Source organism: Pseudoalteromonas sp. R86517 (genome assembly GCF_042466295.1).
GTDB lineage: Bacteria > Pseudomonadota > Gammaproteobacteria > Enterobacterales > Alteromonadaceae > Pseudoalteromonas > Pseudoalteromonas atlantica.
Map to the genome: position 1 here is coordinate 2,412,501 of NZ_JAXHCB010000001.1, position 16,527 is coordinate 2,429,027.

A 16,527-nucleotide genomic window follows, 5' to 3' on the forward strand; every position below is an offset into this window, starting at 1 on the left:
GCGAATTTGCGCGTCTGTTTGTGCACCCGCTAATAAATCTACTGGAGCTGAATCTTTTAACAACACAAGTGTAGGTAAGGTTTGCAAGCCAACCTGCTGCGCTAATTGCGAGGCGAGTGCTTGTTCTGCGTCACAATCAAGATTAGCCACTACAATATGGTCTTTATATTGCGTAGCTAAATTTTCTAATATACCGATTTGGCTAATACACTCAGGACTTTGTGGCGAGTGGAAGTTAAGCAGCACCAACTTTTGTTGTGATGTTTCACCGAGTACTTGCTGAAGGTTTTGTGCGTTGATACTAACTATGTTGCTCATTGAATTAATTGCCATATTCATTTATTTAGGTTTTTATATGGAGACGAACATAATAAATACAAGTATTAAATACTTTCAAATAATGAGGGAAAACATGAAAATCACCTATCTAGCTGTAGCATTTATGATAGCAAGCCCACTCACTTACGCTAAGTCACTAAACTTAGATTTAACTAAGAGTATGCCAGCTATTGAAAAGTTTTACCTCAACTTACATCAATCTCCAGAACTTTCATATCACGAACAAGAAACTGGCCAAAAAATAGCATCGCAATTAACAAACCTTGGGTTTGACGTAACAGATAATGTGGGCGGCTACGGTGTGGTAGGGATTTATAAAAATGGCACCGGCCCTACAATAATGATTCGTACTGATACCGATGGCCTACCAATCACAGAGCAAACCGGTAAACCTTATGCATCTAAAGTACAAGTGACCAATGAGCATGGGAATAAAGTAGGAGTAATGCATGGCTGTGGCCACGATATACATATGAGCTCGTTTATTGGTACTGCTGAGCAACTTATTGCCCATAAAAGTAAGTGGCAAGGAACGTTAATGATGGTTGCTCAACCTGCAGAAGAAGTTGGCGGTGGAGCAAAAGCCATGTTAAGTGAAGGCTTATTTAGTAAATATGCTAAACCTGATCATGTTATTGCGCTGCATGTTAGTGCCAGCGTGCCTGCGGGTAAGGTATCAATGAAAAATGAATACACCATGGCAAGTGTTGATTCGGTAGATATAACTATAAAAGGTAAAGGCGGACACGGCGCCTACCCACACACTACCGTAGACCCTGTAGTTATTGCGGCGCGTACGGTATTAGCATTACAAACAATCACAAGCCGCGAGCTTTCTCCACTTGAGCCTTCTGTTGTGACTGTGGGCTCTATTCATGGTGGCTCAAAGCATAATGTGATTTCCGATGAAGTAAAACTACAGCTTACGCTTAGAAGCTACAACCCAGAGGTACGGACGGCGCAAATAGCAGCAATAAAACGTATTACAGCGGGTATTGCTCAAAGTGCTGGCCTTACTGAGTCACACTACCCTGTTGTTCACGTTCATGAAGATGAATCTATTCCATCTACTTACAATAACCCTCAACAAACTAACATTGTTAGGAGTGCTATTGCTGATGCAATTGGCGAAACTAATGTACTTGAGACAAAAGCGGTTATGGCTGGTGAAGATTTTGGGCTATACGGTAGAACTGATGAAAACATTCCTATTACGTTATTTTGGTTAGGTGGAGTAAACCAGCAGCAATATACAAATGCGATGAAAAGTAACCAAACACTTCCTTCATTACACTCAAGTAAATTTGCACCAGATTATAAAGTAGCATTACCGACCGGTATAAAAGCCATGAGTAACGCTGCAGTCGCGTTATTTAATAAAAAATAAGCCGTATTTGAGAGCTCAGCGATTAAGTGGTTGCTGAGCTCTTTTTATAATTTGATTTTTTAAATGCTGCTTTTTTACCACCCTTAGCAAAGCGCTTTTTAGGCGGTGTTTTAGGCAGCTTTGAAAATACATGGCTATCACAACTAGCTGCTTGCTGTACAAAACCTTCAAGCTCCACCAGCAGTGGTTGTAAAAATTGTTGGTAGCTCATTGCTTGTTGAGCAATGTTGCCTAAACTCGCCTCCCATTTAGCGGTCAAATCGGGGCTAGCTAAACCCTCTGGTAAAACACTAATAAGTGCCAAGCCTGTTTGCGTTGCTTTAATTGATTTACCTTCGCGCTTTAAAAAACGACGCCTAAATAATAATTCAATAATGCCTGCGCGGGTTGCCTCTGTTCCTAGCCCATCGGTCTCTTTGAGTATTTTTTTAATTTGTGAATCTTTTACATAACGACTAATGCCGGTCATGGCACTTAGCAATGTTGCATCAGTAAAATGAGACGGTGGCGTAGTGTGTTTTTCTACCACTTCACCTTTAGTGCAGTTAAGCGCCATGCCTTTTGTTAAATGAGGCAAGGTTGCTTCATCTTTTAGCTCGGCTTTGCCCATTAATACCTTAAATCCTAAGCTTACATCTTGCTTTGCATTGGCTTTAAATAAACCTCCCGCAATTGTTACCTCTACTTTAGTTTCGTTATAAATGTAATCGGGGTAAAACTGAATTAGGTAATGCCTGCTAATAAGTTGATATACTTTTGCTTCATCAGCCGCCAAAGTCGCTGTTTTTAGTTGTTTAGCGGTAGGTACAATTGCATGGTGTGCAGCCACTTTTTCATCGTTAAAACATTTGCTGCGTTTTTTAGCGTCTGCCCCATTCACAAACTCAGTGTTTTGACCGCCATTAGCTGCAATTGCTTTTAAAATTGCAGGCGCATCTACATGATGCTCTTTAGGCAAATAACGATTATCAGAACGAGGGTAAGTAATTAACTTATGACGCTCATAGAGCGTTTGGCAAATATCGAGTACTTGCTGAGCTGCCATACCAAATGCCTTTGCAGCATCTATTTGCAGTGCCGATAAATTATAAGGCAGCGGCGCGCTTTGTTTTTTTTGTTTTTGTTCGAGCGCAGTGACTTCAGCTGGTTGATTGGCTATTCGCGAGGCGACGTTTTCGGCTAATGCATTATTTAAAACGCGGCCCTCTTCATCTTGGTACGGCTCGCAGGCTTTGCTTGGTACCCACTTGGCCACAAAGCTTTGCTGCTCAGGGGTTATTAAATGCGCCAACACTTCATAAAATGGTTTTGACACAAAGTTAGCTATTTCGTTATCCCGATTAACCACTAAACCTAAAATTGGGGTTTGTACGCGACCCACTGACAACACATTGCCAAAGCCTGCTTTTTGTCCCGCCAGCGTATAAGCACGCGTAAGGTTCATACCAAATAGCCAATCTGCACGTGAACGCGCAAGCGCCGATACACTAAGCGGAATAAATTCACGATTTGAACGCATAGTAGTAAGCGCTTTTTTTACCGCCGCTAAATTTAAATCACTTATAAGTAAACGTTGAATGCTTTGCTTTTTGGTTTTACTTATTTTGGCTTGCTCTATGACTTCATCAACCAACAATTGGCCTTCGCGATCGGGATCCCCCGCATGCACGAGTACTGATGCCTGCTTAATTAGCTTTTTTAAAATAGTTAATTGCTTACGCGTTTTCGTTTTTGCCTTGAGCTGCCATTGCTGTGGCACTATGGGGAGGTGTTCAAATTGCCACTTTTTAAAACGCGCATCATAATCATCAGGTTCAGCTTGCTCAAGTAAGTGCCCTATACACCACGAGACACAGTCACCATTAGCCACTTCTATATAACCATCGTGTTTTTTATGTGGTTTTGGCAATGCATCAGCAATAGCTCTGCCAAGTGATGGCTTTTCTGCGATATAGAGTTTCATGGGAGTTGCTCATTAACTGTTTATATGAACAGTAGTTTAGCACAGCTATTTAGAAGGTGGAGCGCTTTCTATTTTTGAGGGGGAATTACTTTTTTTAGCGAAAAGCATAATTAAAGGTAAATAACACACTATGACGGTGCCAATGTTGATAAAGGGCATTAACGTTTTGTAAATAATGGTGCTGTACGCTAAATCCCAAAGGTGACGGTCAACTAATCTGAATAATTGTAATATAGGTGCGCCAATAACCACTAACTGACCAATAACGCATTGCCATAAATAAACTTTATCTTTTATTCCCCAATAAGCTATTAACGCCATCCATATAATATCGGTAGCCGCCCATACTAAATAACGATAGATATAAATATCGTCAAACTCTCTCAAGCTAGAGGCTGTTATCCCCCCAAAGAAGAAAAAAGCGACGGTCAGTAATGCAAACCTAAAGGCTAAGTAATCTTTAAATATAAAAAATATTAAAAGAGCCGGGCTTAGCATAAAGACCCAGCTTTTACTTAAAATACTAACGAAATACAAAAACCAATCAGGCAAAATGTTTTACCTTATTTTTCTTTTGTATCGTCGTCGGTACCATCACCATTACCTGGCATATCACAATATTTAATTATAACTTTCACAGCGCATCCATTACATATGTTAAGGAAATGTACTTTAAGCTAAAATAATGAGCTTGCCAAGATACTTAGGTGATTAAGTACCTTAAAAAGAAACTTAATTAGAAAAATTAGCGCCCGCTACTCGCCTAGCGCACATCAATAGGGTCTGACTCTTTAGCCTTACCTTGTAAGATTGATATTTCTACTCGGCGATTTCTACGCCTATCTTCGTTTGAATCATTCGGCACAAGTGGACGAGTATCAGCACGCCCTACTACCATCATACGGTTTTTATCAAACCCTTGTACCGTTTGTAATTCGCTTGCGACTGCTACAGCACGCTTTGACGATAAGTCCCAGTTATTAATATATAACTCGTTAGAAACCTGAAAATCATCGGTGTGACCCGATACCGTAATTTCTCCAGGTACATCTTTTAATAACTCACCAATATCTTGAATTATGGGCTTAAACTTAGGTTGTAAAAAAGCACTGCCAGAGGGAAATGAGCCATTTTCACGGATACGAATAATGATTTGCTGCCCTAAAGATTCAAGCTCGATTGCACCATCGATAATTTGTTTTTCGAGCTGCTGCGCTATTTTTTTCACTAACTCGTTAGTTTGTTCTTGATCGGCGGCTGAAGTTGCTTGCTCTGAAGATTGCTGCTGCGATGTACTACGTGACTCGCCACCACGTTTATCGCCACGTTGCTCTTGTCTACCACCAGCAGAGCTTTCATCACCCGCTTGAAATTCTAACATTTGCTGGGTCATTTCAACGGTTTGTTGCTGAATGGTTTCTATCGGGGTAGGTTCAGGCTTACCAGGGGTAAATTCCATAGCAATAACCGAGGTCCCTTTAGGGATATCTTTTACTTCTATTTTGTTTTGCACACCAAATGCAAACTTCATCGAGCCTGCTATTTGCTTAAATTTAAGTACATCCATTTCTGAAAACGCGAGCAAAAGTACAAAAAAGCACATTAAAAGCGACATTAAGTCGGCAAATGTTCCCATCCAAGCAGGCAAACCTGGGGGTGGGCATTTGCACTCTTGATCAGACATGGTTACTCCTCGGTATCTACTTTGCGCTTAGACTCAGCAAGATAGTTTTTCAAAATACCTTCTATTACTTTCGGGTTTTGGCCATCTTGAATACCTAAAATAGCATCCAGTATTAGACGCTGATTCATGGCTTCTTCGTCTTTACGAAGCTCAAGTTTTACCTGAATAGGAATAGCCACTACATTTGCTAAAAATGCACCATATAAAGTAGTTAATAATGCCACCGCCATTGCGGGGCCAATGGCTTTAGGGTCATCCATGTTAGATAACATAGCAACTAAGCCTATTAACGTTCCTATCATACCCATTGCTGGGGCTATATCGGCAAGTGACTTAAATAAACTGGCGCCCAGTTCGTGACGAGTTGTGGTTAAAGAAATGTCTTTTTGAAGCGTGGCACGAACTACATCAGCATCGTGGCCATCAACGAGCATATCTACACCTTTGCGCATAAAAGGGTTTGGTATTTCGGCTTCTTCGAGGGCTAAAAACCCCCCTTTACGGGCAGAATCAGCAAGTTCAACTGCTTTTTCAATCAGCTCTTCTGGCGATTCGATTTTAAACATAAATGCTTTACCAACAACTTTACCTATGCCCAAAAACTGCGACAAGGTAAAGTTTGATAACACAATAAATAGTGAGCCACCAAATACAATTACACTAGAAGGCGCATCGGCAAACATCCCCATTTCACCGCTACTACTCATAAACATGGACATGACAATTAAACCAATTGCGCCAAGGATCCCAATTATGGTTGCTAAATCCACATTTCCTCCAAAGTATTATACTTTGTTATTCAAACTTTTATTATTAACTGCTTATCGGCAAGATACTGAAATACTTAAGCCATTTTTGAAAAAAGTGTAAAACACTGTGTTTGGCCTAATTTTAGATCAAGATACCCTACTCGCCTAGCGGCTGATTAATTTTATTGTACACAGTGAGCACTAATACGCATCTTATACATGGTAAAAATGCGATTTAAACTGATATAACTCAAAAAACAACGATCATCCTTTGACCTAGTTTAGCATTCCCCCTAAAATTGGCTCCTAAATTTATCATGCTGGCTGAAATTAAACATGGCGACTAAAAAACCTGAAAACCTAAGTTTTGAACAAGCACTCGAAGAACTATCAACCATTGTCGGTGAAATGGAACAAGGTGATTTATCGCTTGAGCAGTCGTTAAAGCAATTTGAGCGTGGTATAGCCTTAGCTAACGCCTCAACGGGTAAGTTACAACAAGCAGAACAAAAAGTGTCTATTTTGATGGGTAATGACGAAAAAGCAGCGCTTACTTCATTTAACAACGATATGGAATAACCGTGAGCATACAAGAAAAAATAGAATGTGCTCAACAAGATGTCGTAAAGACCCTGCAACAGTACTTTGATCAACCCCTTGATACCGCACACACAGTAAAAGAAGCTACGCAGTACGGCTTATTTAACGGTGGCAAGCGTTTACGCCCCTTTTTAGTCTACGCAAGTGGTGAAATGCTCGGAGCTAATAAGCAAGATTTAGATATTCTTGCTGCTGCTATTGAGTGTATTCATAGCTACTCGTTGGTGCACGATGATTTACCAGCCATGGATGATGACGACCTTCGCCGTGGACGCCCAACTTGCCATATAGAGTTTGACGATGCGCACGCAATTTTAGCGGGCGATGCACTACAAACATTGGCCTTTGAGCTTATCTCGGCTCACAATTTTACCTGCAGCGCGTCAACACAAGTAAAAATGATCAGCGCACTGGCTAAAGCATCGGGGCTTGAAGGCATGGTCGGCGGGCAAGGGCTAGATATTGCAGCCACAGATAAAGTGATTACAGTACAACAGCTTGAACGAATTCATAAATTAAAAACGGGTGCCTTAATCAACTGTGCCATTACATTGGGTGCATTATGTAGCGAAAAAGCAGACAAACAAACCTTAGAAAACTTACGTGTTTTTGGGTATGCTATAGGGCTGGCATTTCAAGTGCACGACGACATTTTAGATGTTGAAGGTGACACATTTACTTTAGGTAAGCCACAAGGATCTGATTTAGCTGCTAATAAAGCAACTTATCCGGCCCTATTAGGTATGCAAGGTGCCAAGCAAATGGCGCAAAATTTAATAGAGCAAGCGCATCAAGCATTAAACAAAATAGATGCTGATACCTCTACTCTAGCGGCGCTGGCAAACTACCTGATTAAACGTGACCATTGAGTGTTACATATACGTATTGCCATTTAGCACTGACATTATTACTCAACAGCGGTAACAACTAATAAGTTAGCACCGGTGTTAGCGAAGGATAAAATAAATACCATGACACTTGATAGTAGCAAGTATCCATTACTTAACTTGGTTGACGAACCAGCCCACTTACGCGATATAGCGCAAGATAAACTCCCTGCGTTTAGCAACGAGTTACGAGACTATTTACTCAACTCTGTTTCGCAAAGTAGCGGCCATTTAGCGTCTGGTTTAGGAACTGTTGAGCTTACCGTTGCTCTACATTATGTGTATAACACACCAGAAGATCGCCTTGTATGGGATGTAGGCCACCAAGCGTACCCGCATAAAATTTTAACGGGACGACGCGATTTAATGCATACAATTCGCCAAAAAGACGGATTACATCCATTCCCTTTTCGTGAAGAAAGCCAATACGATACCTTTAGCGTAGGCCATTCAAGTACCTCTATTTCGGCAGCGCTTGGTATGTCTATTGCGGCTCAAAAAGAAGGTAAAGGCCGCAAAACTGTTGCTGTTATAGGCGATGGCGCCATTACAGCAGGTATGGCATTTGAAGCAATGAACCACTTAGGCGATGTAAAATCTGACATGTTAATCATTTTAAATGATAACGAAATGTCGATTTCTGAAAACGTCGGTGCGTTAACTAATCACTTTGCGCGTATTTTATCTGGCAGCTTTTACACAAATATTCGCGAAGGCAGTAAAAAGTTACTCTCTGGCGTGCCTCCTGTTAAAGAGCTTGCCAGTAAAGTAGAAGAGCACCTAAAAGGAATGGTTATTCCAGGTACCTTTTTTGAAGAACTAGGTCTTAATTACATTGGCCCAATTGATGGCCACGATGTAAATATGCTCGTAGATACACTGCGTAATATGCGTAATTTAAAAGGGCCTCAGCTTTTACATATAAAAACCCAAAAAGGAAAAGGCTATAAACCCGCAGAAGCTGATCCTATTGGCTATCACGGTGTGCCAAAGTTTGACCCTAATACATCAAGCTTACCTAAATCTAAACCTGGCGCCGCCACTTTCTCTAAGGTGTTTGGTGATTGGTTGTGTGATATGGCCGAGCAAGATAAAAAATTAATGGCTATTACCCCAGCAATGCGTGAAGGCTCAGGTATGGTGCGTTTTTCAAAAGAACACCCAGAGCAGTATTTCGATGTAGCCATAGCAGAGCAGCACGCTGTCACATTGGCCGCCGGTTTTGCCTGTGAAGGGTTAAAACCCGTTGTAGCTATTTACTCGAGCTTTTTACAACGTGCGTATGATCAACTTATCCATGATGTTGCACTGCAAAACTTACCTGTGCTTTTTGCTATAGACCGCGCTGGTATTGTAGGCGCCGACGGCGAAACACACCAAGGTGCGTACGACTTAAGCTTTATGCGCTGTATTCCCAACATGGTTATTATGGCCCCAAGTGATACTAACGAGTGCCGCCATATGCTTTATACCGGTTATAAAGCTAATTGCCCTGTAGCAGTTCGCTACCCTCGTGGTAGTGCCGGTACTGCCGATATTCAAAGCGAAATGACGCTACTAGAAATAGGCAAAGCCAATACCATTAAGCAAGGTGCTAAAATTGCTATTTTATCCTTTGGTACTTTGCTTGAAAACGCGCAACTTGCTGCAAATGAGCTAGGGGCAACGCTAGTTAATATGCGCTTTATTAAGCCACTTGATACAAGTTTATTAGATGAGCTTAGCCAAACTCATGATGTAATAGTAACGCTTGAAGACAACGCTATTTGTGGTGGCGCAGGCTCAGCGGTTAATGAATATTTAGCAGCGCAAAAAGCCAACCTAAAAGTGCTTAACTTAGGTATTCCTGATGAATTTATTAAGCACGGCACACAAGCGCAAATGCATGATGAAATGGGCTTAGGTGAACAAGGCATTTTAAATTCAATAAAATCGTTTATCGCTTAATTATTTTTGCTAGCTAGTTTTTAAAGGGAGCCTGATGGCTCCTTTTTTGTTTTTTATTTTTAAATATTTGCATCCAATGTGTATTTCTACGCGTTATCTCTATGAGGTTAACACAGTAAATAGTACGTACTGAGGAGTATAAACAGGCACGTTATTTACTTTCATTTGATGGAATATTAAAAGGTAAAAATGATGAAAAAAGCTAATTTAACTCACCTTCATACACAAAACATTTCACTTAAACGCCCCCTTTGTTTTTCAGCATTAGCGCTTGGGATAGTACTTGGTATTTCAGGGTGTAGCGGTGATGATGGAGAAAACGGTTTAGCCGGTACGCCGGGAGCAGATGGTCAAGATGGAAGCGATGGCACAAACGGTAACCCCGGCTTTAGTGCTGCCACGTTTATTTTAGCTAATAACGGTGAGCAAAACGCAGGCACTGTTGATTTAATAAACCAGAACGCTGCCAAATTAAAAACCTTTAATACCACTGCAAATGAAGGCGTAGCCTTTGATAGCCTCGGTAATTTAATACAAGCAAGCGACAGCGAAAATGGTAGCATTAAAACTATATGCCAACTTGCCAATCGCGATGATGGTGCAAGCTTTAGTACTAATCAAGACCGTGAAATTACAGGCCCTGCCACTACATTGGTTAACCCTAAGGGCATAGCGATTGCAAAAAATAGCGGGCTGATATTTATAGCTGATTTTGGTGCCATGCAAATTACCACATTTGGCAGTGCTGCAGCGGGAGATGCCGCGCCGCTTGCTACTACTGTTACCGAAGCCGCCCCGTGGGATGTTGATTATGACCACGTAAACGACCGACTTTATGTAGCACTTACCAACGGTGATGTCGCGGTTTACGATAATTTTGTAAGCGGTGAATTTACCGCTATGCCAAGTCGTACTATTACACCAAGCGATGCCGATGGTGTGCAAATATCGGTAAATATTCACGGCATTGTTTATGATGAAACCACCAATAAACTTATTTTATCGGATGTTGGTAGCGCATCAGATGCTACCGATGGCGCGCTTTTTGTTATTAATAATGCCTCAACTGCGCAAGGTAATACATCTGTTGCACGCAGTATTTCAGGCCCTGCGACTATGCTAGGCAACCCTGTAGATATTACCCTTGAGGGTAGCGATTTACGTGTGGCCGAAAAATCAAACGATGCAATTTTAGTGTTTAGTAATATATTTGCCGGTGAAAGTGGCGATATAGCGCCCGATTTAAATACTGCGTCTACTAAGCCAGAGTCAATTACTAACACGCTAACTCAAAGCTCAATGGCTGATATATCAGATAGTACTGAGCCTAATATGGCGCTATTAGGCGTAGCCGTATCCAGTAATCCAAGCACTGCGGGTGATACAACAGGCCAAATTAGCCGTTTAAATACAGCATTAAGTAGCGAACTTGCAAGCTATAATGCAAGCCAAACGATAGAAAGCGTTAGCTTTGATAAAGCAGGTAATAGCTACGCAACATTCGATAATGCCAGTACAGGAATGGGCGGAATCGTCATCTCTACTAAAGTGGCTTATAACCGTGATGGCGAAACATTTAACGCCAGCCAAGATAGACTGATTTCAGGAAGCAATACAGGCCTTATTTCACCTAAAGGATTAGATATTGCCTCCGATAGTGGAATGATTTTTGTGGCTGAAAATAATGAAACCACGCCGAGCATTGCTATATTTTCAAGCTGTGCCACCGGCGATGTATCACCTCTTATGACCTTAACTTTTGCCAATAATGCACGCCCGTGGGATGTTGATTACGACAGTAACACTGACCGCGCTTTTGTTGCGCTAACTAATGGCACTGTAGCGGTATTTGATCAAGTTAAAAATAAGCTACTAAGTGGCGAGACCACAATAAGTACAGAAGATAGATTAATTACACCTGCCAATAATTCACAAGCACTGGCAGCGCCTACCAATATTCATGGAATAGATTACGACTCATTAAGTGGTGCGTTAATACTTTCTGATGTAGGCAGCGCAGCCGTTGCTGACGATGGCAAAATTTATGTATTAAATAATACCGCAAATGCCTCGGGACTAGTTAATATAAGCGCGACGATTAGCGGGCCCAATACATTATTAGGAAACCCTGTTGATATTATGTATAGCGGAACCGATTTATACGTTGCCGAAAAGTCTAACAACGTAGTTATGCGCTTTAATAATATTTTAAGTACCGCAGGGGGAGATATAAGTGCCGATGCAAGTATGGCATTTAGTGCACCTGAGTCAGTGGCTATTTTACCAGCGTGGCTAAACCAGTAATTAAATAGCGTTACCCTCACCATGCCTAACCTACTTTTGTAGGTTGGGCATTATCGCATCCACACTTTAATATCTGCTAAGCCATTACTTTGTAAAATACCCAGCTGCTGATCTACATTCGAATTTTGCTCAAACTCAAACGCATCCAACTGTTTATCAAACGTAATATTTGCCACACCGTCACCACCGCGTTTTTTAACCTGATGAAGCGCTATATCGGCTAAGTTTATCGACGTTTCCCAGCTTATTACTTGCCCACCTAAAAGCGGCAGTGGGTAAAAAGACCACCCCAATGAAGCCGTAATATTGGTTGTTTTACCATTTGGTAATTGAAACGAATTTAATGCGATTGCTTGGCATAAATCAGAGGCATAGCTGTCAATCATGTTGCACTTAAAATCGCGCAGCAATAATAAAAACTCATCCCCACTCCAGCGTGCTACATAGTCAGAGCCTTGGGTACGCGAATTAAGTAACGCTGCCATTTGTTGTAAGCAGCTATCTCCTGCTATTGGGCCATACGCATCGTTTATACGGCTAAAGTTATCAAAGTTGATAATAAGCAGTACAAGTGACTTACCTTGCGCTTGTAAAGACTGTGCATTACGTTGGAAGTGCTCAATATCTTTAGGGAGCTGATCAAACAAAAAGCGGCGGCTACGTAGCCCTGTAAGCTCATCTGAGTGACTAACTAGTTTAAGCTGTGAGTTTACTTGGCCTAATTTATCGTTAGCTTGGCGCAGCTCTAATGTACGCTCTGTAACCAGCGCTTCGAGTACTTCTTGCTTACGGCGCTCTTGCGCTCTAAATACCCAAAAAATAAAGTAAAACAGTAAAATAAACCCACTAACAATTAGCAATCTAAAGTAAATAGTTTCGTCAAAGCGCTGCGGTACTACAAATGCATACTCGACAGTTTGCGCTCTGTCCCAATCTTCGCCTTGGCGTTTTGCCTCAAGCTCAAATAAAAATGACCCCGCCGGTAAATTTGTATAAATGGCTTCTCGGCGTGCATTAGCATAGCGCCAATCGCTATCTAACCCACTTAACTTATATCTAAACTCAATACTATTTGGCGCATAATAATCGATGGCGGTGTACTTTAACGTTATGTCGCGCTCATCAGTATCTAGTAAAGGCTTTTCGCCCAATGCTGCGGTAGTTAACGCGCGCAGTGGTGTGGTTAGTGTTTCTACTTTAGGCTTTAATACATTTAGGCCAAATAGCTCGGTATTTTTAGGTATTTCTACAATGCCTTGTAAGCTTGGGTACCAAATTGAATAATCGGTCATGGCAACGGCATCGTGTCCTAAACCGTTACAACACTGGCTTGCTTTACCATCGAGCTGCCTATCAAAAGAAGAAATAACCTCTTCCACTTTTAAGCTCGACACCTCTGATTTAAATTGCGCTACTGGCATACGGTAAACACCTTTCATGGTACTTACCCATACACGCTTATAAGTTTCGTCATACTCTAGGCTAAAAATAGAGCCATAGGGTAAGCCGTTGGCTGCATCTAACTGTCGCCAATGCCCTTGTAAACTTCTGTAAAATAAGCCGTCATTAAGCGAGCCAATTAAAATACCTACACCATCTATATGTAATACGCTGGTGATGTATGCACTTTCGAGCGAAGTTTGGTCACCTATTTTTTCAATGCCACGGTCAGTAAAGTAATATGCCCCTTTACTGGTCCCTATTACACCAAAGTTTGCTTTATCGAGCACATACGTTATAAATTTACTGCCTAAAAAGGCATTGTATGCAAAGGGTGTTAACCCGCCATAACTCAGCCTATACAAGCCACGCCCTGTACCTATCCAAAAACCGCCTTTGCTTGATGGGCTAATAGCAAATACCGGATTGTCGCGCAGCGCTCTGCCAGGAAAACTGTATAGTTTATCTTGCTCGTAAAAAAACAGCCCTCGTCCGGTCGCTATATATAAACGCGAGCCATCAAACTGTAAGTCGTGTACTGTTGCGCGGCCAAATTGCGCACTGGGTATTTTATTGACAAAGTTTTTATTTAAATCGAAATAACCAATACCACTTTTATTTGCCACCCATAAATTACCATCGGGCGCTTGGCTAATTGCCATAACGGCCTCTGTCATTTGCGATAAAGCAGAGTGGCGCTCAATACGCCCTTCGTGTGCAAGCCATAAGCCTTCGCTAAAACTTGCAAGCCAAATATTATTTTGGCTATCGCGGTAAATATCGGCAAACCAAATACTTTGATCTAGCTGACTTGGCTCAACCCATTGCCATTCACCCGACTTAGCTCTAAAAAGCAGTCGTCCATAAGTAGAAACCCATAAGCCACCATTGGTGTCGCTCATAAATTTATACACAGCTGAGTTATTCGCATTCGGAAGCGGGAAAGGTCTTAGTTCATCGTCTAAATCTAAAAAGTAAGCACCCAGTTCAGAGGCTAAATATAAATTACCATTTAAAAAAGACAGATCATGAACAATGGTTTGTGCTAACCGCTCAGGCAATGACACCTTAGCTGTTAACTCCAACCTGAGTTTTGAAAAATCCGAGGCGCTTTTAGTTAAGCGTAGTAAATGACGGTCGTTGACAAGCCAAATCCCCTCTGGAGAAAGCGCCATTTGACTAACCGACCCCACTATTTGGGTGATCACAGTGGCATTTACAATAGGAACGAGTTCGTTCGCTTTATCACGTAAATCAACTTGGTTGCGGTCTACATAATAAAGTCCATTAGCTGCAATCCAAATGCTGCCCTTGGCATCTTCTAATATGTCTCTAACTGGGCCTTTAATATTAAATTCTTGTGCGGCAAGCGTTTGCGGGTTTATGACCACCAAGCCACTTTTAGTGCCCACCCACAGATAGCCATTACTATCTATGAGCAGTTTATTAATACCATTGCTTGGCAAAAAAGGACTATTTTGTGTGTTGTAATTAGTAAAAGTTGTGCCGTCAAAACGACTAAGACCAAATTGCGTTCCGACCCACATATAGCCTTGCTGATCTTGCACAACACTTTTTAGCGATTGCGAGGGCAAGCCATCTTTGATATTCCATTGCTTAACAACGTAATCAGTAATAGAAGCCCAACTTGGCATGGCACACAACATAAGTACACATACCAGTAAAAATCGCATCATTTCGCTGCCACCTAGTTAAACAAATAAAACACAAAAATTAAAAGGGTAGTAAACCTGCTTTTATTAACGCTTGCAAACAAATAAGCGAAAAAATACCGGCAAGTACATCATCAGCCATTATACCCACGCCGCCGTCCATTCGCTTATCGAGCGTTTTGATCGGGCCAGGTTTGGCAATATCAAAAAATCTAAATAATAAAAAGCCTACAAGTAAGGTTTGCCAACTAAGCGCTGCACCAATCATCGTAATGTAATAACCCGCAACTTCATCCCACACTATGGCTGGGTGGTCGTGCACACCTAAATCATCGGCGGTTTTGCCACACGCCCAAATACCAAAAATACTAATAACCACGGCAAACACGATTTGTAGCCAAAGCGGAAAATACATGGTCATAAAAATAAATGGTAAAGCAGCAAATGTACCAAAGGTGCCTGGCGCAACAGGCGCAAGGCCAGTGCCAAACCCTAGGCCAAATAACTGGTGCGGGCGCTTTAAATTAAACTGTTTTTTGCTAGTCAAACCTGCTCCTTGGCAAAGTGCTCAAAGCCCTGTTGCTCAAAATTAAATTTTTCACCGTGGTGTAAAAGCTCAATGTGCCCTTCGCCACTTTTTATTTGCCCTATGCACGTTGCTTCTACGCCGTATTGACGTAATTTAAGCTCCAACATGCTTTTATTATCTTCAGAGACAGTAAAAAGTAATTCGTAGTCATCGCCATAGCCTAAAATATACGGCAATTGCGCCTCAAAGTTCAGGCTTGAACGCATAGCGTCAGAGGTTGGGATGTTTTCAATATTTATACTGGCGCTGACTTGTGACATATCAAGTATGTGGGTTAAATCCGCCATAAGGCCATCAGACACATCAATAGCTGATGAAGCAAGGCCACGTAATACTTGCCCTGCAGCCACCCGTGGAGTGGGGTAATCAAAGCGGCTATTTATGTACTTTAAGTGCTCAGGCTCAATACTTAGGCCACGCTTGCGAGATTCAATAGCCAAGCCGGCATCACCTAGCGTGCCGGTTACACATACCCAGTCGCCCACTTTAGCACCTGCACGGCGTAAAGCTTTGCCCTCTGGCACAGTGCCTTTAGCGCATATAGTAACTGTTAAAGGGCCCTGCGTAGTGTCGCCACCAATTATTTGTACATTAAAGTACTCAGCAATTTCGTGCATTCCCTCAGTAAATTCTTCAATCCACTGCTGGTTAATATTTGGTAAGGTTAATGCCACCGACACCCAAGTAGGCTCAGCCCCCATGGCTGCTAAATCACTTAGATTTACGGCCAGTGCTCGGTGTCCTAATGCTCGGGGAGAAATGTCATCAAAAAAATGAACACCCGATACAAGCGTATCAGTTGTTACTGCAAGTTGGCAGTTTTGCGGAACGGTAACTAATGCACAGTCGTCCCCTATTCCTAGGCTTACATCACGACGAGTTATACCACGACCTTTAAAGTAGCGGTTTATTAATTCAAATTCCTTCATACACAAAAAAGCCGACCTATGCCGGCTCTCCTTTTT

13 protein-coding genes (1 of these 13 cut by a window edge) are annotated in these 16,527 nt (G+C 41.8%); 5 read left to right on the forward strand and 8 right to left on the reverse strand.

Annotation, left to right across the window (positions count from 1 at the left end; translation table 11 throughout):
- Positions 1 to 318, reverse strand: the 5' portion of a protein-coding gene (locus SJY38_RS10865) for a tetratricopeptide repeat protein (RefSeq protein ID WP_024031324.1). Its footprint begins 540 nt before the window's first position; 318 of the gene's 858 nt are visible here — the first part of the coding sequence; its start codon is at positions 316 to 318; its stop codon lies beyond the left edge, outside the window.
- Between the two features lie 94 nt (positions 319 to 412).
- Between SJY38_RS10865 and SJY38_RS10870 the strand changes: the two genes are divergently transcribed.
- Positions 413 to 1,726 carry a M20 family metallopeptidase gene (locus SJY38_RS10870; RefSeq protein ID WP_377109741.1) on the forward strand — a complete coding sequence of 438 codons (1,314 nt, stop codon included), beginning with the start codon at positions 413 to 415 and terminating at the stop codon, positions 1,724 to 1,726.
- A 22-nt stretch (positions 1,727 to 1,748) separates the two neighbouring features.
- Here SJY38_RS10870 and SJY38_RS10875 read toward each other — a convergent pair whose 3' ends face one another.
- The 4 genes from SJY38_RS10875 to pomA all read right to left on the reverse strand — a co-directional run bounded on the left by SJY38_RS10875 (position 1,749) and on the right by pomA (position 6,143).
- Positions 1,749 to 3,689, reverse strand: a complete 1,941-nt coding sequence (locus SJY38_RS10875) for a DNA topoisomerase III (protein ID WP_377109742.1) — start codon at positions 3,687 to 3,689, stop codon at positions 1,749 to 1,751.
- 45 nt (positions 3,690 to 3,734) lie between these two features.
- The gene (locus SJY38_RS10880; protein WP_377109743.1) at positions 3,735 to 4,241 is read right to left on the reverse strand and encodes a hypothetical protein; all 507 of its coding nucleotides are present in this window, start codon (positions 4,239 to 4,241) and stop codon (positions 3,735 to 3,737) included.
- Between the two features lie 211 nt (positions 4,242 to 4,452).
- Positions 4,453 to 5,373 (reverse strand): flagellar motor protein MotB, encoded by a 921-nt coding sequence (locus tag SJY38_RS10885; RefSeq protein ID WP_004586875.1) that lies wholly within the window; start codon positions 5,371 to 5,373, stop codon positions 4,453 to 4,455.
- A 2-nt stretch (positions 5,374 to 5,375) separates the two neighbouring features.
- The gene (gene pomA, locus SJY38_RS10890) at positions 5,376 to 6,143 is read right to left on the reverse strand and encodes a flagellar motor protein PomA (RefSeq protein WP_377109744.1); all 768 of its coding nucleotides are present in this window, start codon (positions 6,141 to 6,143) and stop codon (positions 5,376 to 5,378) included.
- A 315-nt stretch (positions 6,144 to 6,458) separates the two neighbouring features.
- Here pomA and SJY38_RS10895 point away from each other — a divergent pair, with 315 nt between their 5' ends.
- From SJY38_RS10895 to SJY38_RS10910, 4 genes are all read left to right on the forward strand, one after another.
- Positions 6,459 to 6,701, forward strand: a complete 243-nt coding sequence (locus SJY38_RS10895) for an exodeoxyribonuclease VII small subunit (RefSeq protein WP_004586873.1) — start codon at positions 6,459 to 6,461, stop codon at positions 6,699 to 6,701.
- 2 nt (positions 6,702 to 6,703) lie between these two features.
- The gene (gene ispA, locus SJY38_RS10900; RefSeq protein WP_126006121.1) at positions 6,704 to 7,591 is read left to right on the forward strand and encodes a (2E,6E)-farnesyl diphosphate synthase; all 888 of its coding nucleotides are present in this window, start codon (positions 6,704 to 6,706) and stop codon (positions 7,589 to 7,591) included.
- A 102-nt stretch (positions 7,592 to 7,693) separates the two neighbouring features.
- Complete coding sequence (gene dxs / locus SJY38_RS10905; RefSeq protein WP_029773765.1) at positions 7,694 to 9,556, forward strand: 1-deoxy-D-xylulose-5-phosphate synthase; 1,863 nt, start codon at positions 7,694 to 7,696, stop codon at positions 9,554 to 9,556.
- A gap of 192 nt (positions 9,557 to 9,748) precedes the next feature.
- Positions 9,749 to 11,860 (forward strand): hypothetical protein, encoded by a 2,112-nt coding sequence (locus SJY38_RS10910; protein ID WP_286740567.1) that lies wholly within the window; start codon positions 9,749 to 9,751, stop codon positions 11,858 to 11,860.
- A gap of 50 nt (positions 11,861 to 11,910) precedes the next feature.
- Here SJY38_RS10910 and SJY38_RS10915 read toward each other — a convergent pair whose 3' ends face one another.
- From SJY38_RS10915 to thiL, 3 genes are read right to left on the reverse strand one after another with little or no spacing between them, the layout of a single operon-like run.
- Positions 11,911 to 14,997: a ligand-binding sensor domain-containing diguanylate cyclase gene (locus SJY38_RS10915; RefSeq protein WP_029773767.1), complete on the reverse strand. Its 3,087-nt coding sequence runs from the start codon at positions 14,995 to 14,997 to the stop codon at positions 11,911 to 11,913.
- 37 nt (positions 14,998 to 15,034) lie between these two features.
- The gene (locus SJY38_RS10920) at positions 15,035 to 15,520 is read right to left on the reverse strand and encodes a phosphatidylglycerophosphatase A (protein WP_024031690.1); all 486 of its coding nucleotides are present in this window, start codon (positions 15,518 to 15,520) and stop codon (positions 15,035 to 15,037) included.
- Positions 15,517 to 16,491, reverse strand: coding sequence for a thiamine-phosphate kinase (gene thiL / locus SJY38_RS10925; protein ID WP_004586867.1), 975 nt, complete (start codon positions 16,489 to 16,491; stop codon positions 15,517 to 15,519). Before thiL ends, SJY38_RS10920 begins: the two co-directional genes overlap by 4 nt.
- Positions 16,492 to 16,527: the final 36 nt, after the last annotated feature.